Source organism: Pseudoflavonifractor sp. 524-17, from assembly GCF_009935845.1.
In the GTDB taxonomy this organism is placed as follows: domain Bacteria; phylum Bacillota; class Clostridia; order Oscillospirales; family Oscillospiraceae; genus Pseudoflavonifractor_A.
The window spans coordinates 31,513-50,309 of sequence record NZ_QWEK01000007.1; the positions used below are offsets into that span (position 1 = coordinate 31,513).

At 61.5% G+C, this 18,797-nt stretch carries 21 protein-coding genes; 13 read left to right on the forward strand and 8 right to left on the reverse strand.

The genetic code is table 11. The features are described from left to right. Positions 1–120: 120 nt before the first annotated feature. From lepB to D1159_RS02580, 10 genes are all read left to right on the forward strand, one after another. Positions 121–729 (forward strand): signal peptidase I, encoded by a 609-nt coding sequence (gene lepB / locus D1159_RS02535; RefSeq protein ID WP_161844133.1) that lies wholly within the window; start codon positions 121–123, stop codon positions 727–729. Between the two features lie 43 nt (positions 730–772). After that, a complete protein-coding gene (locus D1159_RS02540; RefSeq protein WP_161844134.1) occupies positions 773–1,615 on the forward strand; it encodes a DNA adenine methylase in 843 nt (280 codons plus the stop codon). Continuing rightward, entirely contained in the window at positions 1,596–2,900 is a 1,305-nt protein-coding gene (locus D1159_RS02545) for a type II restriction endonuclease (protein ID WP_161844135.1), read from the forward strand. Before D1159_RS02540 ends, D1159_RS02545 begins: the two co-directional genes overlap by 20 nt. A gap of 180 nt (positions 2,901–3,080) precedes the next feature. After that, the gene (locus tag D1159_RS02550) at positions 3,081–3,473 is read left to right on the forward strand and encodes a hypothetical protein (protein ID WP_161844136.1); all 393 of its coding nucleotides are present in this window, start codon (positions 3,081–3,083) and stop codon (positions 3,471–3,473) included. A gap of 97 nt (positions 3,474–3,570) precedes the next feature. Then, complete coding sequence (locus D1159_RS02555) at positions 3,571–4,395, forward strand: purine-nucleoside phosphorylase (protein ID WP_161844137.1); 825 nt, start codon at positions 3,571–3,573, stop codon at positions 4,393–4,395. Positions 4,396–4,407: 12 nt separating this feature from the next. Further along, complete coding sequence (locus tag D1159_RS02560) at positions 4,408–5,709, forward strand: amidohydrolase (RefSeq protein WP_161844138.1); 1,302 nt, start codon at positions 4,408–4,410, stop codon at positions 5,707–5,709. A 12-nt stretch (positions 5,710–5,721) separates the two neighbouring features. After that, positions 5,722–7,416, forward strand: coding sequence for a polysaccharide biosynthesis protein (locus tag D1159_RS02565; protein WP_161844139.1), 1,695 nt, complete (start codon positions 5,722–5,724; stop codon positions 7,414–7,416). Positions 7,417–7,450: 34 nt separating this feature from the next. Further along, on the forward strand, positions 7,451–8,239 hold the full coding sequence (gene mazG, locus D1159_RS02570) for a nucleoside triphosphate pyrophosphohydrolase (protein WP_161844140.1): 789 nt from the start codon (positions 7,451–7,453) through the stop codon (positions 8,237–8,239). 94 nt (positions 8,240–8,333) lie between these two features. Then, positions 8,334–8,612: an HU family DNA-binding protein gene (locus D1159_RS02575; RefSeq protein WP_161844141.1), complete on the forward strand. Its 279-nt coding sequence runs from the start codon at positions 8,334–8,336 to the stop codon at positions 8,610–8,612. 143 nt (positions 8,613–8,755) lie between these two features. Further along, positions 8,756–8,995 (forward strand): RNA-binding S4 domain-containing protein, encoded by a 240-nt coding sequence (locus tag D1159_RS02580; RefSeq protein WP_161844142.1) that lies wholly within the window; start codon positions 8,756–8,758, stop codon positions 8,993–8,995. Positions 8,996–9,047: 52 nt separating this feature from the next. Here the strand turns inward: D1159_RS02580 and D1159_RS02585 are convergent, their stop codons facing one another. From D1159_RS02585 to yabP, 3 genes are all read right to left on the reverse strand, one after another. Further along, complete coding sequence (locus D1159_RS02585) at positions 9,048–9,488, reverse strand: S1 RNA-binding domain-containing protein (RefSeq protein ID WP_161844143.1); 441 nt, start codon at positions 9,486–9,488, stop codon at positions 9,048–9,050. A 47-nt stretch (positions 9,489–9,535) separates the two neighbouring features. Continuing rightward, entirely contained in the window at positions 9,536–9,826 is a 291-nt protein-coding gene (locus D1159_RS02590) for a septum formation initiator family protein (protein WP_202620903.1), read from the reverse strand. A gap of 494 nt (positions 9,827–10,320) precedes the next feature. After that, positions 10,321–10,608 carry a sporulation protein YabP gene (yabP, locus tag D1159_RS02595; RefSeq protein ID WP_161844145.1) on the reverse strand — a complete coding sequence of 96 codons (288 nt, stop codon included), beginning with the start codon at positions 10,606–10,608 and terminating at the stop codon, positions 10,321–10,323. A 242-nt stretch (positions 10,609–10,850) separates the two neighbouring features. Here yabP and D1159_RS02600 point away from each other — a divergent pair, with 242 nt between their 5' ends. Next, entirely contained in the window at positions 10,851–11,849 is a 999-nt protein-coding gene (locus tag D1159_RS02600; protein WP_202620904.1) for a biotin--[acetyl-CoA-carboxylase] ligase, read from the forward strand. 68 nt (positions 11,850–11,917) lie between these two features. Here D1159_RS02600 and gdhA read toward each other — a convergent pair whose 3' ends face one another. Further along, entirely contained in the window at positions 11,918–13,267 is a 1,350-nt protein-coding gene (gdhA, locus tag D1159_RS02605) for an NADP-specific glutamate dehydrogenase (RefSeq protein WP_161844146.1), read from the reverse strand. A gap of 374 nt (positions 13,268–13,641) precedes the next feature. Here gdhA and D1159_RS02610 point away from each other — a divergent pair, with 374 nt between their 5' ends. Beyond that, the gene (locus D1159_RS02610; protein WP_161844147.1) at positions 13,642–14,079 is read left to right on the forward strand and encodes a serine proteinase; all 438 of its coding nucleotides are present in this window, start codon (positions 13,642–13,644) and stop codon (positions 14,077–14,079) included. A 78-nt stretch (positions 14,080–14,157) separates the two neighbouring features. On the opposite strand, the gene D1159_RS02615 is transcribed toward D1159_RS02610, so the two are convergent. Continuing rightward, a complete protein-coding gene (locus D1159_RS02615; protein WP_161844148.1) occupies positions 14,158–15,060 on the reverse strand; it encodes an SH3 domain-containing C40 family peptidase in 903 nt (300 codons plus the stop codon). 95 nt (positions 15,061–15,155) lie between these two features. Then, complete coding sequence (locus D1159_RS02620; protein ID WP_161844149.1) at positions 15,156–15,446, reverse strand: hypothetical protein; 291 nt, start codon at positions 15,444–15,446, stop codon at positions 15,156–15,158. A gap of 302 nt (positions 15,447–15,748) precedes the next feature. On the opposite strand from D1159_RS02620, the gene D1159_RS02625 reads away from it, so the two are divergent. After that, complete coding sequence (locus tag D1159_RS02625; RefSeq protein ID WP_161844150.1) at positions 15,749–16,291, forward strand: stage V sporulation T C-terminal domain-containing protein; 543 nt, start codon at positions 15,749–15,751, stop codon at positions 16,289–16,291. 303 nt (positions 16,292–16,594) lie between these two features. On the opposite strand, the gene D1159_RS02630 is transcribed toward D1159_RS02625, so the two are convergent. Both D1159_RS02630 and D1159_RS02635 read right to left on the reverse strand, forming a co-directional pair. Further along, on the reverse strand, positions 16,595–18,271 hold the full coding sequence (locus D1159_RS02630) for a DAK2 domain-containing protein (RefSeq protein ID WP_161844151.1): 1,677 nt from the start codon (positions 18,269–18,271) through the stop codon (positions 16,595–16,597). A 35-nt stretch (positions 18,272–18,306) separates the two neighbouring features. Beyond that, the gene (locus D1159_RS02635; RefSeq protein ID WP_161844152.1) at positions 18,307–18,657 is read right to left on the reverse strand and encodes an Asp23/Gls24 family envelope stress response protein; all 351 of its coding nucleotides are present in this window, start codon (positions 18,655–18,657) and stop codon (positions 18,307–18,309) included. Positions 18,658–18,797 lie beyond the last annotated feature (140 nt).

Sequence of the window (18,797 nt, forward strand, 5' to 3'; positions counted from 1 at the left end):
CCAAGGCGAAGTGGAACGGCCGCCCCGGCGAAAGCCGGGGCGGCCGTTTTAAGAACCTGTACGCGGCGGCTGTGAATGCAGGTTCTGAGAAGCGATAGCAAATCGGGAAAGGAGGCGCCTATGAAGCGCGGAGAGGAGTACACAGACAGGTACGGCTACGAGGACGAGAAGGGAAATGAGGAAGAGGAGCCCAAGGCGTCCCCCATGAGCCAGAGCTTTTACAGCTGGCTCCAGGCGGTTGTGCCGGTGATGATCGTTGTCATCCTGGGCTTTACCTTTCTGGGCCGGCTGACGCCGGTGGACGGCGATTCCATGTACCCCACCCTTCACAGCGGGGACCTGATGCTGGTGCAGCGCATCGGCTACACCCCGAAGCAGGGGGATGTGGTGGTGCTGACCAAGGAGTTCGACCAGGTGACCGGCCCCATTGTGAAGCGGGTGGTGGCCGTGGGGGGGCAGCGCGTGGAGATCGACTACGGGGAGAGCGTCATCTACGTGGACGGACAGCCCCTGGAGGAGGACTATATCAACGGCCCCATGGAGCAGAAGTTCTGGCAGACCACCCGTACCCTCACCGTGCCGGAGGGGGAGCTTTTTGTGGTGGGGGACAACCGCAACGTATCCAACGACAGCCGCAACCCCAGCCTGGGGACGGTGGACGCCCGCTATGTGCTGGGCCGGGCTACCCTGGTAATCTTCCCCCTCCACCGGCTCAGGGGGATTTTGTAACAATCCGTATTCAACAAGGTTCCGAGAAGGAGGTGAAGGGGCCATGGACGCCCTGGTGGGGCCCATTGTGAAGTGGGCCGGAGGAAAGCGGCAGCTGCTGCCGGAGATCCTTCCCCTGATTGACAGGGACTGCACCACTTATGTGGAGCCCTTCCTGGGGGGCGGCGCGGTGCTGTTCCAGCTGCAGCCGGAGAAAGCCATTATCAACGACTATAACGGGGAGCTGATGAACGTTTACCGGGTGGTGCGGGACTGTCCGGAGGCGCTCATCCAGCGGCTGGAGGAGCACAGGGCCGCCAGCTGCGCGGACTATTTCTACCAGATCCGCGCCATGGATCGGGAGGCGGATTATGCCCGGATGTCCCCGGTGGAACGGGCGGCGCGGGTCATATATCTGAATAAAACCTGCTATAATGGACTTTACAGGGTGAACGGCGCGGGGCAGTTCAACGCGCCTTATGGCAGATACAAGTCCCCCAGAATTGTCAACGCCCCGGTAATCCGGGCCATGTCCCGGTATCTGGGGAAGAAGGGCATTAAAATGATGCAGGGGGACTACCGGGAGGCGCTGAAGGGCCTGCGCCGGGGGGCCTTTGTCTATCTGGACCCGCCCTATATGCCCCTGTCCTCCTCCGCCTCCTTCACAGGGTACACGGACAGCGGCTTTGACTACGATCAGCAGGTGGCCCTGAAGCGGGAGTGCGACAAGCTCCGGGCCAGGAACATCCCCTTCCTCCAGTCCAACTCCGACTGTCCGGCCATCCGGGACCTGTACCAGGATTATGAGATCCGTACCGTGCGGGCGAAACGGACCATCAACAGCGACAAGGCCAAACGGGGGGAAATCAATGAGGTGTTGATCCGCTATGTCCCAGACAAAGGATAGCCTGTCCGCCAATCAGGCGTGGGCCGCATTATTGGAGAAATATCCCATCCGGGAGGAGATCGGCCAAAAAGGGTATTTCCGTATCAAGGCCAGCCAGATTAAGGAATTCCGGGAGCCCCGGCTTATGGCCAAGTGGGACAGCTCTGACGCGCTGCCGGAGGTGCTGCAGAAAAACCGCATCAACCTGCTGCCGGACAGCCGCAGCTCCTACGTGCTGGGCAATTTCCTGCTGTACCAGCCCATCCCCGAGCTGGAGGAGCCGGTCACCCGGATGAGCCGGATCCGCCTGCCGGAATTTGAGACCATTGATGCGGAAAACATTGGCTCAGAGGCCAACGCCATCCATGTGCTGGTGCTGTCCGGCATTCTGGACGAATTTTTGGGTACGCGGGGGAGCGCCGCCACCTTCAACGGCCGGATGGGCACCGGGGAATTCGATTTTCGGGTGGACACCTGCTCCGGCGCGCCCCAGTGGATCCACGTCCGCCACGCCCAGTGTGAGATCGACGGCGGCTTTGAAAATGAGGACTGCGTGGTCATTCTGGAGGCCAAAAACGTGGTGCATGGAGATTTCCACATCCGGCAGCTGTACTACCCCTACCGGCTGTGGAGCACGCGGGTGAAAAAGCCCATCCGGCTGGTGTTCTGCGTGTACTCCAACCAGATTTACCGGCTGTTTGAGTACCGGTTCCGCACACTGGAAGACTACTCCTCCATTGAGCTGGTGCGCAGCCGGAACTACTCCTTACAGGATACCAGAATTACTCTGGAGGACCTGCGCCAGGTGCGGGCGGCCACGCCGGTTGTCACCGACGACAACGCCCAAAGCACCCGCATCCCCTTCCTCCAGGCCAACTCCATGGCGCGGATCATCTCCCTGCTGGAGCATTTATTCGAAACGCCCATGACCAAGCAGCAGATCGCGGCGCTGATGGACTTTGAGCCCCGGCAGTCCGACTATTACTTCAACGCCGGGCGGTATCTGGGCCTCTTCGAGAGCCGCAGGGAGGACGGCCAGAGCGTGGTCTCCCTGACCAGGCTGGGCAGCCGGGTGTTCCGCCTGAACTACAGACAGCGGCAGCTCAAGCTGGTGGAGCTGATGCTGGGCCACCGGATCTTTGCCGACCTCTTCGACAGGGCGCTGTCGCTGGGGAGCCTCCCGGACCGGGGGGAGATCGGGGCGAAGATGCGGGAATACCAGGTGTGCGGCGAGAATTTGGTGGACCGGCGCGCCAGCAGCGTGTACGGCTGGCTGCGGTGGATGTTTCAGCTGACCAAGCTGTGAGAACCTGCATTCACAACCGTGGAAGGCTGTCCGGCGGGGCCCTTGCCGCCCCGCAGCGGCCGCGGATTTTGTGAGACAGATATGCGCGGACGCTTTTCCGCCGTTGCATTCTTTGGGCCTTTGGTGTAAAATAGGGAACAATATAGGGGCTTTTTTATTACAATATAAGGGGGAGTCTGCATGGACGGGCGAGTACAGGAGATCCTGGGTCAGACAAAGGCGGCGGCCTCCGCCGCGGCGGAGACAGCGGGGACAGCGGTGCGCAGCGCCGGCCAGCGGGTGGGCGAGATGGTAGAGGTAGCCGGCCTGAAGGTGCAGCGCTTTGAGCTGGAGAGCCAGATCCGCACCCTGTACCAGCAGGTGGGCCGCACGGTGTACGACGCGCTTCAGAGCGGGGAGGACCGGTCCGCCGAGCTGGAGGTGCTGATGGAGCAGCTGGACGAAAAGACAGCGGCCAGCGCCGCCCTGAGCGAGCAGCTGGACGAGATGCGGGGCGCCAAGCTCTGCCCGGCCTGCCAGACAGTGTGCGGCTGGGAGGACCGGTATTGCAGGCAGTGCGGCGCCGCCCTGTAGACAAAGAGGACAGACACAGCACAGCGGGGCGCAGGACGTGACAGCCGTCCGGCGTCCCGCGCCGCCCAAAAAAGAAATATACGAGGAGGAACGTACTGTGAACAATACATTCCAGGAATATCAGGCCAGCGCCGCCTATATCAAGGAGAAAATCGGGGCCTTTACCCCCAAGGTGGCCATGGTGCTGGGCTCCGGCCTGGGCTCCATGGGGGACCTGGTGGAGGACCCTGTCGTGGTACCCTATCAGGAGATCCCTCACTTCAAGGCGTCTACCGCCCCCGGGCACAAGGGCCAGCTGGTGTTCGGAAGAATGGAGGGCCGGCCGGTGGCGGTGATGCAGGGCCGGATCCACCACTACGAGGGCTACAGCTATGAGGAGGTGTCCTACGCCGTGCGGGTGCTGCGCCTGCTGGGGTGCGACACCTTGGTGGTCACAAACGCCGCCGGCTGCGTCAATATGGCGTGGAAGGCCGGGGACCTGATGCTCATCACCGACCACATCAAAATTTTTATGGAGTCCCCGCTGCGGGGGCAGAATATACCGGAGTTTGGGGTGCGCTTCCCCGACGCCTCCAAGCTGTATACCCCCGAATTGCAGGACGTGGCCCGGGAGAGCGCCAAATCTTTGGGCATTGAGCTGCGGGAGGGCGTGTATATGTACTTCCCCGGCCCCCAGTACGAGACGCCGGCAGAGGTCCGCTTTGCCCGCGTGGCCGGGGCGGACGCCTGCGGTATGTCCACCGCGCCGGAGGTTATCACCGCGGGCCACTGCGGCATGAGAGTGCTGGGCTTTACCCTGCTGTCCAATATGGCGGCGGGGATTCTGAACCAGCCCCTCAGTGAGGAAGAGGTATTGCAGGCGGGCGAGGCGTGCCGGGACAAGTTCTCACGCCTGGTGCTGGAGTGCCTGAAGAAGCTGTAAAGGGGAAGCGGGATGAAAACGCTGATATCCAATGTCCGTGCCGTGCTCATGGACGGAGAGGGCACAGTCCTCTCCAGCGCCTTTGTAGCGGTGCAGGGGGATAAAATCGACTATGTAGGGATCCAGCGCCCTCAGGGGAGCTTTGAGCGGGAGATCGACGGGGAGGGCAACGTGCTGCTGCCCGGCTTTGTCAACGCCCACGCCCACACCGCCATGACCGCCATGCGGGGCTATGGGGACGGGCATAATCTCCAGGACTGGCTGAACCAGTATATCTTCCCAGTGGAGGCCCGGTGGGACGGCCGGGCCATGGCCTGCTGCGCCGATCTGGGCCTGGCGGAGATGATCGCCTCCGGGGTGACCTGCATTGCCGATATGTATATGCGCACCAATGTGGTGGCCCAGCGGGTGGCCGTTTCGGGGCTGAACGCCAACCTGTGCTGCGGCGGCGTTCTCTTCGGGGAGGGCTTTGATCCGGACGCTAACTCCGACTGCGTGGCCCAGCGCGCCCTCACCGAGCAGTGGCACGGCCACAACGGGGGGCAGATCCTGGTGGACGCCTCCATCCACGGGGAGTACACCTCCCGGGCCCCCCTGTGGGAGTGGATGGCCGCCTACGCCAAGGAGCACGGCCTGGGAATGCACGTACACGTGTCCGAGACCCAGAGCGAGCACGAGGCGTGCAAGGCCCGCCACGGGGGGAAGACCCCCATTCAGATTTTGGACGAGTACGGGGTGTGGGACACCCGCGCCATTGCCGCCCACTGCGTGTGGACCACTCCGGAGGACTGGGCTATTATGGCGGAGAAGGGGATTTCCTGTATCCACAACCCCATCTCCAACCTGAAGCTGGGCTCCGGCGTGGCCCCTGTGGCCGCCATGGCAAAGGCGGGGGTCAATGTGGCCCTGGGCACTGACGGGGTGTCCTCCAACAACTGCACCGACTTTTTCGGCGACCTGAAGCTGGCCGCCATGCTCCAGAACGGGGTGAACCACGATCCCCTGGCCACCCTCCCCGCCGCCGCCCTGGCCATGGCCACCGTCAACGGCGGAAAGGCCCTGGGCCGGAAGACTGGGCGCATCGCCCCGGGGTGGGACGCGGATCTGATCCTGGTGGACTTCAACGCCCTGAACCTGACCCCCTGCCACGATGTGATCTCCAATCTGGTCTATGCCGCCCACGGCTGCAACGTGGCCATGAATATGGCCCGGGGCCAGGTCATATACCAGAATGGTGAGTTCTTCACCATCGACATCGAGCGGGTCAAACAGGAGGTGTACCGCTACGCCCTTCCCCTCCTGTTTCCAAAGTAAGGGGGAGAAGCCTTGTCCAGTCAGCAGAAAAAAAACACCTTTTTCGGCGGCGCCGCCATTCTGGCGGTGGGTGCGATTCTGGTAAAGCTCATCGGCGCGCCCTACAAAATCCTCTTGGGGAATATTCTGAGCAATGAGGCGTTTACTGACTTCAACACGGCGTACAACGTCTACAACCTGTTTCTGACCGTGTCCACCGCAGGCCTGCCGGTGGCCCTGTCCAAGACGGTGTCCGAGGCCAACGCCCTGGGCCGGCGCAACCAGGTCCACAAGGTCTTCCGGGTGGCCCTGTCCACCTTCTTTGTGCTGGGACTGGTCAGCTTTTTGTGTATGTCCGTTTTCGGCGGCCCCCTGGCCGCCGCTATGGGGGATCCGGCGGCTATCTACTGCGTCCGGGCCCTGTCTGTGTCGGTGCTGTGTGTGTGCTGTTGCTCCGCCTTTCGGGGCTACGCCCAGGGGCACTCCTATATGCTGCCCAGCAGCATCTCCCAGATCATTGAGGCCAGCTGCAAGCTGGTGTTCGGCCTGGCCCTGGCTTTCGCGGTGATCCGCTTCCTCCCCGGGGAGCCGGCCTACCGCCAGCAGATGGCGGCGGCGGGGGCGATTTTCGGCGTGTCCATCGGCAGCGTGTTCTCGGTGTTCTACCTGGCGGGGAACTTTCGAAAGACCCGCCAGATGGAGCGCCGCGCCGCCAAGGACCGGGCGGATCCCTCCGGGGTCATCCTGTCCCGGCTGCTCAAGCTGGCCATTCCCATCACCCTGGGCTCGGCGGCGGTGTCAATTGTCACCCTGATCGACACCCGGGTGGTGCTCACGTTGCTCAAGCAGATGTACACCGACCTGCCGGAGCTCATCCCTGAGGCCGCCTATGAGCAGACCAGCTTCGAAGTGGTGGAGTTCGCCGCCCGGGGACTGAAGGGCATCTATGACAAGTGTATGGCGGTGTACAATCTGCCCTCCGCCCTGATGGTGCCCCTGACGGCCAGCATTATCCCCGCGGTGTCCGCCTGCCGGGCGCGGCGGGATTTCCGGGGGGCCAGCCGCATCTCGGAGTCCGCCATGCGGGTGGGCGCGCTGCTCTGCCTGCCCATGGGGGTGGGCCTGTTCGCCCTGGGCGGCCCCATTGTGCAGCTGCTCTACCCCAACAAGCTGGATCTGGCGGTGGCGGGCCCGCTGATGTCTACCCTGGGCCTGGCGGCCATTTTTGTGTGCATTATGCTCATCTGCAACGCCATTCTTCAGGCAAACGGCATGGTCAACCTACCGGTGCTCAACGTGATCATAGGAGGCATCATCAAGGTGGTGGTGAACTACCTGCTGGTGGGCAACTATGACATCAACATCAAGGGGGCCCCGGTTGGCACCCTGTGCTGCTTCGCCTTCGTGTCCGCGATGGACCTGTTTATCATCCACCGGGTCATCCCCGCGCCTCCCCGGTTCATCAAGGTGTTCGCCAAGCCCGTTTTGGCCTCCATGCTCATGGGGGGCAGCGCCTGGGCCTGCTATGGCCTGCTGGCCCGGGTCCTGGGGGGCACCGGCCCTGCCGATCTCACCACCCTGGGCAATGCTATTGCCACCGCCTGCGCCATCGGCGCCGGTGTGGTGGTGTATCTGGTGCTGGTGCTGGCCCTGCGGGTGATCTCCAAGGAGGATCTGGACCTGATGCCCAAGGGGGACAAAATCGCCCGGATACTGCACATTCAATAAAAATTCGGAAAATGGTTGAAGTGAGAGAGAAAATATGATAGATTTTGTATATAAGCCGAATTATGGGGTAAAAGATCTGGAGGAGATTGTCCGTCTCCTCCGATCCCCCGGCGGCTGTCCCTGGGACGCGGAGCAGACCCACGAGAGCATCCGCCGCAACTTTTTAGAAGAAGCCTACGAGGCGGTGGAGGCCATTGACGAGGGCAGCCCGGACCACCTGCGGGAGGAGCTGGGGGACGTATTGCTCCAGATCGTCCTCCACGCCAGGATGGAGGAGGAGGCGGGCCGTTTCGATTTGGACGGCGTGGCGGACGGCATCTGCAAAAAGCTGATCTACCGCCACCCCCATGTCTTTGGGGATGTGAATGTCTCCGATACCGGAGAGGTGCTGTCCAACTGGGAGGCGCTCAAGCGCAGGGAGAAGGGGCAGGCCACCCATACCGACGCCCTGTCCGCCGTGGCCCGCAGCCTGCCCGCTCTGTGGCGGGCGGAGAAGGTGCAGAAGAAGGCAAGGAAGGCGGGCTTCGACTGGGACGGCGTGTCCGGCGCCCTTGACAAGCTGTCCGAGGAGCTTCAGGAGCTGCGCCAGGCGGTGGATCAGGACACCAATGTGGAGGAGGAGCTGGGCGACCTGCTCTTCTGCGCGGTAAATGTCTCCCGGTTCGTCAAGGCGGACCCGGAGGAGGTTCTTACCCAGGCGACGGACAAGTTTATCCGCCGCTTCCGGGAGGTAGAGCGTCTGGCGGCGGAGACGGGGACGCCCATGGAGGAGATGTCCCTGGCCCAGCTGGACGAGCTGTGGGAGAGGGCAAAAAAAACGTAAAGGCGATTCCCCGGCTGGGGCGGGCGCCGGCGCCGTGCCGGCGCTGCCGCTTTTTAGATTAGGCCAAGAAGAATCATTTACAGGAGGAAAAAACATGAACAAGACCGAACTGATCGCTGCCGCATCGGAAAAATCAGGCCTGTCCAAAAAGGACACCGAGACCGCCCTCACCGCGATTGTTGACGCAATCACCGCCGCTCTGGCAGAGGGGGATAAGGTGCAGCTGGTGGGCTTTGGCGGGTTTGAGGTAAAGAACCGTGCCGCGCGCATGGGCCGCAACCCCAGAACCAAAGAGGCGGTAGAGATTCCCGCGTCCAAGCTGCCGGTCTTTAAGCCTGGCAAGGCGCTGAAGGACGCGGTGGACCCCAAGTAAGAAGGTTTTACGCGGCCCTGGCGCGTAGGTTCGGGGCCGTGTTTTTTTCCCAGCGTCTGTTTGTAAGCCTGTGGAACGGCCAGGGGAAAACTTTGGGTGTCAGGTTTTCAAACAGGCGCTGAAGGAAGGAAGGAGCGCACAGAATGCGTCTGGATAAATGGCTGAAGGTGTCACGGTTGATCAAGCGGCGGACAGTGGCCAACGAGGCCTGTGACAATCAGCGGGTTTCCGCCAACGGCCGGCCGGTGAAGGCCTCCTATGACGTGAAGGAGGGGGACGTGCTGGAGCTGCGCTTTGGCGAGCGCCTGACCCGGGTGCAGGTCCTCGCCGTGGCGGAGCATGTGGGCAAGGCGGACGCCGCGGCCATGTATAAGGAGCTGTAAAACACAAACGGGCCGGTACGGATTTTTCCGTACCGGCCCGTTTGTGATGGGGCTATTTCCGACCGCCCCGGCGGGAGCCGCTGCGTTTTTCGGCGTAGCGCAGCTCACTGAGCTTGCTGTCGGAGGCCTGCATAAACTGCTTGAGGCGGTCCTCGAAGGTGGCGGGCTCCGGCGGAGACTGCCGGCGGGCGCCCATGCCGCCCCGTCCGCCGCCCTGGCGCTGGCCGCCCATGGGCCGTCCCGCAGGGCGGGGGGGAGGATCCATGGCCTTCTTAATGGAGAGATTGATCCGGCCGTTTTCGTCGATCCCGATGACCTTTACCTTGACCTCTTGTCCCTCTTTGAGGTGGTCCTTTACGTCGTTGACGTAGGAGTACGCAATCTCAGAGATGTGGACCAAGCCGGACTTATTCTCCGGCAGAGACACAAATGCGCCAAATTTTGTAATACCCGTGACTTTCCCTTCCAGGATCGAACCAACACCAAACTCCATACTGACTGCAATATCCTCCTTACAGAATTAACGGGACACACGGCCCGTCACTCGGTGAAATAGATGACCTGGTCTCCCGGGGCCACAAGTCCCAACTTGGAGCGGGCCAGATCAGCCTGGCGGTCGGGATCGCCGCTGTTTTCCACGGCGTCCTTCAGATCGGCGTTGATCTGGCGCTGCATGTCCCGCTCCGCCTCCAGCGCGGCCTTGTCGTCTCTTGCGGCGAGAATCTGGCTTTGGAGGTTGAGCAGGGCGGTGGCCGTCGCCACCAGCAGCACCAGTACCACCAGCTTGGTCAGAATCCCCGCCGGCTTGGTTTTCACATTTTTCGCGCTCATCTGTGCCGTCCCCTCTTGATCCCGCAGCCCTGGCAGACGCGGTGTCATCCATAGTTCCGGTAAGTGATCTTATTCTATACCACTTCCGGCGATAATGGAAGTTTTTTTTTGCCTGTTTCTCTATTTTTTTTGCCAGAGCCAGGGCCGCCGTCACCGGCAGCAGCGCCAGCCGGAGGAGGAGACCGGCCAGATCTGCCAGAAAATACCCCAGCTTCAGCGCCAGGGGGCTGAGGAGTAGGAAGTAGACCACCGCCCCGCCCAGCACGGCGGCCACCATATAGAACCGCAGCACGCCGCTGCCGGTTTTCAGGGCATGGAGGAAGAGGGAGAGCGTGACGGCCAGCCAGAACAGGCCGTCCAGAATGCCGCCCAGGGGTTTGAGGCGGATGCGGCAGCGCAGGACGCGGAAAACGTCGTACAGCAGCCCCACACCGGCCCCCAGGAGGAGGGCGGAGGCCAGCGCCGCCGCCTGTCCGGCGATGGACACACCCATGTCAGCGGAAGAGCCGGGCCAGGAAGCTGCCCTGGTTCTGGCGGCGCTCCTCATAGGTGAGGGAGTCGATGGTGCCGTCCACCTTCAGGTCGCCGCCGTCCAGACTGAGCTTTTCAATGTGCAGATTTTCCCCCCGGACGATGAGACAGCCCTGGGCGGTGTCCATCACAATGGTATTCTCGTCAAAGCTCTCCACCTCCTCCACGCCGGAGACTGTGAGCTGCTCCCGCTCCTCCAGAATGATGTGATGGGCCGCCTCCGGCCCGGAGCGTGTTTCGTCATAGGCCATAACCTTCCCGCCTTTCTTGCCCGTTTGTGATACCAATTCCTGACAAAACTGTTCTATTTTGCGCCGAAGCGGCGCAAAATACGTCCCATAAGAACCTGACGCGCCTTCGGCGCTATAAAAAGGGCTTCAGCCTTTTTAACAAGTTCTGGTATAAACTATATGGGACAAAGGGGGCGGGTATGCCTGGCAGTGATTGACGGCCCCGGGGATATCAGATAAAATAGAGGGACAGAGGAAAGGGGATGGGAGCGGTGCTTCGGGATCAGGTGCTGACCTATTTGAAAGAGAGGCAGGATGTTTGCTCCGGCGAGGCGATGAGCCGGGATCTGGGGGTGAGCCGGGCGGCGGTGTGGAAAGCGATTGGCGCGCTGCGGGCGGCGGGGTACGTAATCTCCTCTGCCCCCAACCGGGGGTACCGGCTGGAGCGCGCCCCTGATCTGCTGTCCGCCGGGGAGCTGGCGGGAGCCCTGTCCGACCGGCGGGTGGGGGGGACGCTGGTCTGCCTGGACAGCGTGGACTCCACAAACAGCGAGCTCAAGCGCCGGGCCATGGCGGGGGCGGAGGAGGGTCTGGTCCTTCTGGCGGACCAGCAGACCGGCGGGAGAGGCCGGAGGGGCCGGTCCTTCGTGTCGCCGCCGGGGAAGGGGCTGTACTGCTCCGCCCTGCTGCGGCCCCAGGTGGCGCTGCGGCCGCTGATGTGGCTGACCGCCTGGACGGGGGTGGCGGTGTGCGACGCGGTGGAGCGGGCCTGCGGCCTGCGGCCGGGAATCAAGTGGACCAACGACATTGTATGGAACGGGCGGAAGCTGTGCGGCATCCTCACCGAGCTGGGCATGGAAGGGGAGAGCGCCCAGCCGGAATACGTGGTGGTGGGGGCAGGTATCAACATCAGCCAGACGGAGGCGGACTTCGGGCCGGAGGTGGCCCAGGTGGCCTGCTCCTTGGGCCAGATAGTGCCCCATCCCCCCCGTCGGGCGGCGCTGGCTGAAGCGCTCATTACCGCCCTGGACGACATGTACGCCGCGTTCCCCGGGGAGAGTGAGCGGTACCTGAACCAGTACCGCCGGGACTGCGTCACTCTGGGCCGGGAGGTGTGCATCCTCCAGGGGGACCAGCAGTGGACGGGAACGGCGGAGGAGATCGACGATGACTTTCAGCTCGTGGTCCGCCGGCCCGACGGCAAAAGGGAGACCGTCAACGCCGGAGAGGTCTCCGTGCGGGGAATGCTGGGCTATATTTGATATCCAACAAAACCGCGTCCCCAGTCCTGTCAGAACTGGGGACGCGGTTTTTAGATCCTGTTTTGTGGTTAGAAAATGCCCTGGGCCATCATGGCCTCGGCCACCTTCTTGAAGCCGGCGATGTTGGCGCCGGCCACCAGGTTGTACCCCAGGCCGTACTCCGCGGCGGCCTCCACAGAGGAGTCGTGGATGTTCTTCATGATCTGGTGGAGCTTCTCATCCACCTCTTCGGCGGTCCAAGACAGGCGCTCGCTGTTCTGGCTCATCTCCAGGCCGGACACCGCCACGCCGCCGGCGTTGACCGCCTTGGAGGGGGCCACGATCATGTTCTCCTGGGACATGAGGTAGGACAGAGCCTCGTTGGTGGTGGGCATATTGGCCACCTCGATGTAGTATTTGACCCCGTTGGCCACGATCTTCTTGGCCTGCTCCAGATCCACGTCGTTCTGGGTGGCGCAGGGGAGGATGACGTCGCCCTTGACGCCCCAAGGCTTCTGGCCGGGGAAGAAGGGCACGCCGAACTTGTCCGCGTAGTCCTGCACCTTGTCATGGCCGGAATTGCGCATTTCCAGCAGGAAGTCGATCTTCTCAGGCGTAGTGATGCCCTGCTCGTCCAAAATATATCCGTCTGGGCCGGACAGGGTGATGGCCTTGCCGCCCAGCTCGGCGATCTTCTTACAGGCGCCCCAGGCCACGTTGCCGAAGCCGGAGACCACGAAGGTCTTGCCTGCAATGCTGTCCTTCTCGTGGGCAAAGACCTCGTTGGCGTAGTAAATGGCGCCGTAGCCGGTGGCCTCGGGCCGGAGGATGGAGCCGCCGTAGGAGCGGCCCTTGCCGGTGAGCACGCCGTTCTGGAACGCGCCGCGGATGCGGCGGTACTGGCCGTAGAGGTAGCCGATTTCACGGGCGCCCACGCCGATGTCGCCGGCAGGCACGTCGGTATCGGGACCGATATGGCGGTTGAGCTCAGTCATAAAGGACTGGCAGAAACGGAGGATTTCATTATCGCTCTTGCCACGGGGATCGAAGTCCGCGCCGCCCTTGGCGCCGCCCATGGGCAGCGTGGTCAGACTGTTCTTGAAGGTCTGCTCAAAGCCCAGGAATTTGATGACGCCGCTGTTCACCGTGGGATGGAAGCGCAGGCCGCCCTTGTAGGGGCCGATGGCGCCGTTGAACTGGCAGCGGTAGCCCCGGTTGGTGTGGGCGGCGCCCTGGTCATCGGTCCAGGTGACGCGGAAATAGACCATGCGGTCGGGCTCTACCATACGGCCCAGCAGATCCACCTGCTCATACTCAGGGTGCTGGTCGATGACGGGGCCCAGGGAGGAAAAGACCTCTTCTACCGCCTGACAGAACTCAGGCTGGTTCCAGTCTCTCTTTTTCACGCGGGCGATGACGCTTTGGATGTAACTGTTCATAGCAATCTCCTCCATATTATATCGCATCAGCTTTGCAGCCATATGCCCAGCGTTTTAAGCGGGCGGCGAAAATGAACGAAATCCTTCACGAAAAGTGCGCCTCCCGGCCGGCGCTCCTGCTCCGTGGGACGCCGCGGCAGTTCAAGGCATATGATGACTGTCCCCATTATACATGCTTGTCCGTCAATTTTCAATATGAAGTTGTCAAAGTTGCCGTATTTTACGCCTGTGATAGAAACGCATTGTGCAGATCCTGCAACATACCCCCTGTCTGACCCTTAAAGTTTTCATTAAAAAGGGAGGGGCCCACTTGCGCCCCGGGAAAAAAAGGTATAAAATGGACCCAGTTCCAAGGGATAAAGGAGGTGCCGGTGATGGCGTTTATTGAGGAGCTGAAAGATAAAGCTATGGAGCTGACCCAGGCGGGTGTGGCCAAGTCCAAGCAGCTGGCGGAGATTGCCAAGCTGACCCTGGCCAACGGCGGGGAGGAGGACACCATCCGCAAGGCCTATGTAGAGCTCGGCAGGCTGTACTACGCCGAGCGGGGCATGGCCCCGGAGACGGCCTATACCGCGCTGTGTGAGAAGATCACGGCGGCGAAGATTAACATTGAGGAGAACAAGGCCCGGATTGCCCAGATTCGGGAGGAAGGGCAGATCAAGGACGCGGACCTGTCCGCGGTAGAGACAGAGATTCCCGCCGAGGAGCCTGCGGCCGGCTTTGAGACAGAGGAGGAGGCCGTCCCGGAGCAGACGCCGGTACAGGATTGCGAGGAAGAGCCCTGGGAGGAAACGGAAGCGGAAGATGAATAAATCCAATAGACCATAAAAAGTGTGCCGCGGAAAGAAACCGCGGCACACTGCTTTTTCTCTGTTTGAATGGAGGGGAGATTACATAATATGACGGCCGTAGACGTAGACGCGGCTGTAGTAGCCGGAGTTGAGGTTGTCAATCTGGACCGCGTATGTATTGGTGGAGGCGTGAATAAACTGGCCGCCGCCGATGTAGATGCCCACGTGGGAGACGGGCTTGCTGGTGTTGGCGCGGAAGAAGACCAGGTCGCCGGGCTGAAGCTGATCCTTGGAGACGGCGGTGCCGTTGGACAGCTGGGCAGTGGCGGTGCGGTTCAGGGTGACGCCGAAGTGGGAGTAAACATACTTGGTAAAGCCAGAGCAGTCGAAAGCGTTAGGGCCGTTGCCGCCCCAGGAGTAGGGCACCCCGAGGAACTGCTTGGCGTAGGAGACAATGCTCTGGCCCGCGCCGGAGACAGCCGCCCCGTCACCCCGGGAGGCGGACTCCTTCACGGTGGTCATATACTCGCTGCTGACATAGCCGGTCTTACCGTTGAAGGAGATCTTGTACCAGCCGCAGTCCACCCCCACAATCTCCACAATGGAGCCGGCGGAGAGCGTGGTCAGCTTGTCGTGCTCCGTGCTGGGGCCGGTGCGGACGTTCAGGGGGGCGTTGCCCTCGGTGGTCACCTTGCCGTAGCCGATGGGGGCGTCCACGGTCTCGGCGACGGTGAGATACTCGCCGGACATATAGCCCTCCACGGATTTGTAGTCAACCTTATACCAGTTGTCCCCGGCGTCCTCCAGCACGATCACGGCCTCGCCCTTAGAGGCGGTGGCCAGAATAGTAGATTCCGTGCTGGCGGTCTCCCGCAGACGCAGGCCGTCAGCCTCAATAGTAGCGGCGCCGCTGATAGTGTCCGCAGAGGCAGCCACCAGGCACAGGCAGGAGAGGGCGGCCGTGGCGGCCGCAGTACGCAGGAATTTAACAGGCAGTATCATGGGATATTCCTCCATTCAGATGCCGGCGATCCCCAGGGACAGCCGGAGAATTCTTTTGTAAATACAGGGGTTGATAGGTACACGCCGGCGGAAGGTTATTTGCCGGCCAGGGCCCGGTCCAGCCAGACGGCGGCCACGTCCATGGCGGCGTAGAGGCTGTCCTTCTCGCTCTTCTTGACCACCCGGTCCCGGCTCTTCAGGTCGGGATCGGTGAGCTGGAGTTGCACAATGACTTTGCTTGCCACGTCCAGATCCTTGACCTTCTTGGTGGCCATAACCTGAAGCATGATGATATATTTATCGGCCATACTGCCATAATAAATGAGATTGTCCTTGCGGCGCAGGGGATGCCCCTTGTAGACCAGGGGAAAATTTTTGTCTGCCATTGGAACCTCCTGTTCATCCAATTAAAAACTGTAACCGGATTGTAACACATTGTTTCCGAGTTGTCAAACTTTAATTGAAATAAAGTTGTCATAATTTTATCGGAAAGGAAGAGTGCTGCCAAAGGACTGGTTTGGCGGTCCAAGGGAGCGGATTCCAAACTAATCCAGTCAAATTTCTGCATACCATACCAAATCCTGCGGATACTAACTCCTGTTCTAAGAATTCGGGCGGGCTCCCCGCCGGCGGCGCTGCGGTTGCGCCGGGTTTGGGGACCTTCCGAAAGCGGAGGAGGAGTTTTGATATGAAAGCAACCGGGATTGTGCGCCGGATTGACGACTTGGGCCGTGTGGTGATTCCCAAGGAGATCCGCCGCACCATGCGGATCCGGGAGGGGGACCCCCTGGAAATTTACACCAACAGCGACGGCGGGGTCATCTTTAAAAAATATTCCCTGATGGGAGGGCTGGGAGATTTCGCCGCCCAGATGTGTGAAACCTTGAATAAGACCACCGGCCGTACTGCGGTGATCACTGACCGGGATACCTGTTTGGCCGTGGCCGGGGGCGGAAAGCGGGAGCTGACCGACCGTCGGGTCTCCCCCGCCCTGGAGCAGATCATGGAGGGGCGGAGCATCTACCAATTCCGGGCCGGCGGAGAGCTGCTGCCGGTGAGCGGCGAGAGCAGCCGCCTGTTTTTAGCCTGTGCCGCCCCCATCCTGTCTGAGGGCGACGTGCTGGGCTGCGTCCTCTTTGCCGGCGGCGAGGAGGAATTGACCACCGGCGAGACCGACTACAAGCTGGTCCAGACCATTTCCGGCTTCCTGGGGCGGCATATGGAGAGCTGAACAGGCGCTGATATCGCCCAAACACTTGAAAGCCGGCGGCCTGTGTTTCAAGCGGGCAAAGCCCGCTGGGCCGTTTTACGGCTTCAGGGGGCGCATATGCGCCCCCTGAGTTAAGAGAAGCCTCTGCTCTTTTCCAATACAGCCATGATACAAACCAAATCCTTATAAAAAGCGATGGAGCAGGGAGAACTGGCTCTGTCGCTTTTTTGCGGGCGGAGTACAGTGCCTCCGGGACGGCCAAGAGGCCAGAGAGGGGCGCCCCCGCAGTGAGGGGCACCCCGAGAGGGGAATATTCCTAAAATTTTACTCTGCGGATATCATATAATAGTAGATTGGCTGTCCGCCCGCCAAAAGGGTGATCTCCGCGTTAGGGCAGGCGGACTGGAAGAGGGCGAGGGCCTTCTGGGCGTCCTCCTCGGCGACATCCTCGCCATAGAAAAGGCTGATAAACTCGGCGTTTTGCTGGGCCTCCGCGTGGGCCAGCCGATCCAGAAGGGCGCCGATATCCCGGTCCGTGCCGAAGAGCTGGTGCTCGGTGAGAGCCAGATAGTCCCCCTGCTTGATGGCGAAGCCGTCAAAGTCGGAGTCCCGGGCGGCATAGGTAATCTCACTGGTGGAGACCCGGGCCAGGGCCTCCTTCATAGCCCGGGTATTTTCGTCCACGCCGGCCTCCGGGTCCAGGACCAGTAAAGCGGAGATGCCCTGGGGAACCGTGCGGGTAGGCAGGACAATGACAGTCTTGCCCTCGGACATAGGGACGCACTGCTCCGCGGCCATGATGATGTTTTTATTGTTGGGCAGGACGAAGACCACCTCCGCAGGGGTCTTGTCGATCTCCCGAAGAATATCCTCCGTGGAGGGGTTCATGGTCTGCCCGCCGGAGATAATCCCGTCTACACCCAGATCGCCGAAGACTGCGGCCAGGCCGTCGCCGGCGCAGACGGCCACGGCACCGTATTTCTTCTCCGGGGAGGCAATTTTGCGGCCGGCTCCGCCGCCCTGCTCCACCGCGTCCAGATCGTCGGTACTCTGCACATGCCTGCCGGCGGCCAGATCCTCTGCCTGGGTACGCATATTCTCGATTTTGGCCAGCTCCAGCACGCCGTACTTCTGGGCCTCGTTAAGGGCGTCGCCGGGCGTGTTGGTGTGGACGTGGACCTTGAAGGCATCGTCGTCCTCCCCAATGACCAGGCTGTCGCCGATGCTGTTCAGATAGGCCTGGAAGGGGACCAGGTTGACCTGCTGCGAGGTCTTGCGGACGATGAATACCGTGTCAAAGGCAAATGTAATCTCCTCCTGGCTGAGGGCGGCGAAGTCGGCCTTCTCCTTGGCCTGGACGCCGTCCTCCCCGCCGTCCGGCATGGGCTCTCCCCGGATCTCGTCCAGCATACCCTGGAGGATGATGAGAAAGCCCTTGCCTCCGGCGTCCACCACGCCGGCCTTTTTCAGAACCGGATTCTGATTTACTGTGCCGGCCAGGGCGATCTGGCCCTCTTTGATGGCGGCCTCCAGAACCACCTCGGGGGTGGGGTCCTCCCGGGCGGCGGCGGCGGCCTGGGCGGCGGCCAGGCGGGAGACGGTGAGAATGGTGCCCTCGGCGGGCTTCATCACCGCTTTGTATGCGGCGGCCACGCCGAAGTCCAGGGCGATAGCCAGATCCCGGCCGTCAATCACCTCTTTGTCCTTCACGGCTTTGGCGAAGCCCCGGAAGAGCAGCGATAAAATGACGCCGGAGTTGCCCCGGGCCCCCCGGAGAAGGGCGGAGGCGTTGGTGCCTGCGGCCTCCCCCACGGTGGCGCAGGGCTTCTTGCGCAGCTCCGCCGCGGCGGTGCCGATGGTCAGGCTCATATTGGTGCCGGTGTCCCCATCCGGTACAGGGAAGACGTTGAGTTCGTTGATGGGCTGCTTTTGGCTGTTAATAGAGGCCGCCGCATGGATGATCATCTGCGCGAACAGCGCCCCGTCAATGGTTTCTCTCATGTCTAAGTTCCTTCCTTTCGATGGATGGGGATCGCTCAGCCAATGACCATGGAGTCCACAAAGACATCCACGCTCTTGACATCCACGCCGGTGGTACGGCTGACGATATAGCGGACCTCGCTCATGATAGAGCGGCTGACCGCCATCAGGTTTACGCCGTTGTCCACAATGATATGCAGTTCAATAGAGACGGTGGCATCCTCGTTATAGGTAACCTTTACGCCCTTGGACATGGACTCCTTCCGGAGGAGATGGACCAGACCGTCGGTCTTGGAGCGCAGGGCCATACCCTTTACGCCGTAGCAGTTGGTGGCCGCCGCGCCGGTAATGGTGGTGAACACCTCGCTGCTGATGCGGATCTCGCCCTTTTCAGTTTGCAGCTTCATAAGGGGACCTTCCTTTCTATCGCAAGACTGGGGCCTTCCCGCCAGGCGGCCCTCGAAAGCGTATGTGTTTTCGTTGGTCTCTATATTATATTCTATTTTCGGATAAACTACAAGTAAAACAAGAGAATTCCGCGCGGCCG

Coding starts and splice junctions, on each gene's coding strand:
- lepB (WP_161844133.1), top strand. CDS start 121: ATGAAGCGCGGAGAGGAGTACACAGACAGGTACGGCTACGAGGACGAG.
- D1159_RS02540 (WP_161844134.1), top strand. CDS start 773: ATGGACGCCCTGGTGGGGCCCATTGTGAAGTGGGCCGGAGGAAAGCGG.
- D1159_RS02545 (WP_161844135.1), top strand. CDS start 1,596: ATGTCCCAGACAAAGGATAGCCTGTCCGCCAATCAGGCGTGGGCCGCA.
- D1159_RS02550 (WP_161844136.1), top strand. CDS start 3,081: ATGGACGGGCGAGTACAGGAGATCCTGGGTCAGACAAAGGCGGCGGCC.
- D1159_RS02560 (WP_161844138.1), top strand. CDS start 4,408: ATGAAAACGCTGATATCCAATGTCCGTGCCGTGCTCATGGACGGAGAG.
- mazG (WP_161844140.1), top strand. CDS start 7,451: ATGATAGATTTTGTATATAAGCCGAATTATGGGGTAAAAGATCTGGAG.
- D1159_RS02575 (WP_161844141.1), top strand. CDS start 8,334: ATGAACAAGACCGAACTGATCGCTGCCGCATCGGAAAAATCAGGCCTG.
- D1159_RS02580 (WP_161844142.1), top strand. CDS start 8,756: ATGCGTCTGGATAAATGGCTGAAGGTGTCACGGTTGATCAAGCGGCGG.
- D1159_RS02585 (WP_161844143.1), bottom strand. CDS start 9,488: ATGGAGTTTGGTGTTGGTTCGATCCTGGAAGGGAAAGTCACGGGTATT.
- D1159_RS02590 (WP_202620903.1), bottom strand. CDS start 9,826: ATGAGCGCGAAAAATGTGAAAACCAAGCCGGCGGGGATTCTGACCAAG.
- yabP (WP_161844145.1), bottom strand. CDS start 10,608: ATGGCCTATGACGAAACACGCTCCGGGCCGGAGGCGGCCCATCACATC.
- D1159_RS02600 (WP_202620904.1), top strand. CDS start 10,851: ATGGGAGCGGTGCTTCGGGATCAGGTGCTGACCTATTTGAAAGAGAGG.
- gdhA (WP_161844146.1), bottom strand. CDS start 13,267: ATGAACAGTTACATCCAAAGCGTCATCGCCCGCGTGAAAAAGAGAGAC.
- D1159_RS02610 (WP_161844147.1), top strand. CDS start 13,642: ATGGCGTTTATTGAGGAGCTGAAAGATAAAGCTATGGAGCTGACCCAG.
- D1159_RS02615 (WP_161844148.1), bottom strand. CDS start 15,060: ATGATACTGCCTGTTAAATTCCTGCGTACTGCGGCCGCCACGGCCGCC.
- D1159_RS02620 (WP_161844149.1), bottom strand. CDS start 15,446: ATGGCAGACAAAAATTTTCCCCTGGTCTACAAGGGGCATCCCCTGCGC.
- D1159_RS02625 (WP_161844150.1), top strand. CDS start 15,749: ATGAAAGCAACCGGGATTGTGCGCCGGATTGACGACTTGGGCCGTGTG.
- D1159_RS02630 (WP_161844151.1), bottom strand. CDS start 18,271: ATGAGAGAAACCATTGACGGGGCGCTGTTCGCGCAGATGATCATCCAT.
- D1159_RS02635 (WP_161844152.1), bottom strand. CDS start 18,657: ATGAAGCTGCAAACTGAAAAGGGCGAGATCCGCATCAGCAGCGAGGTG.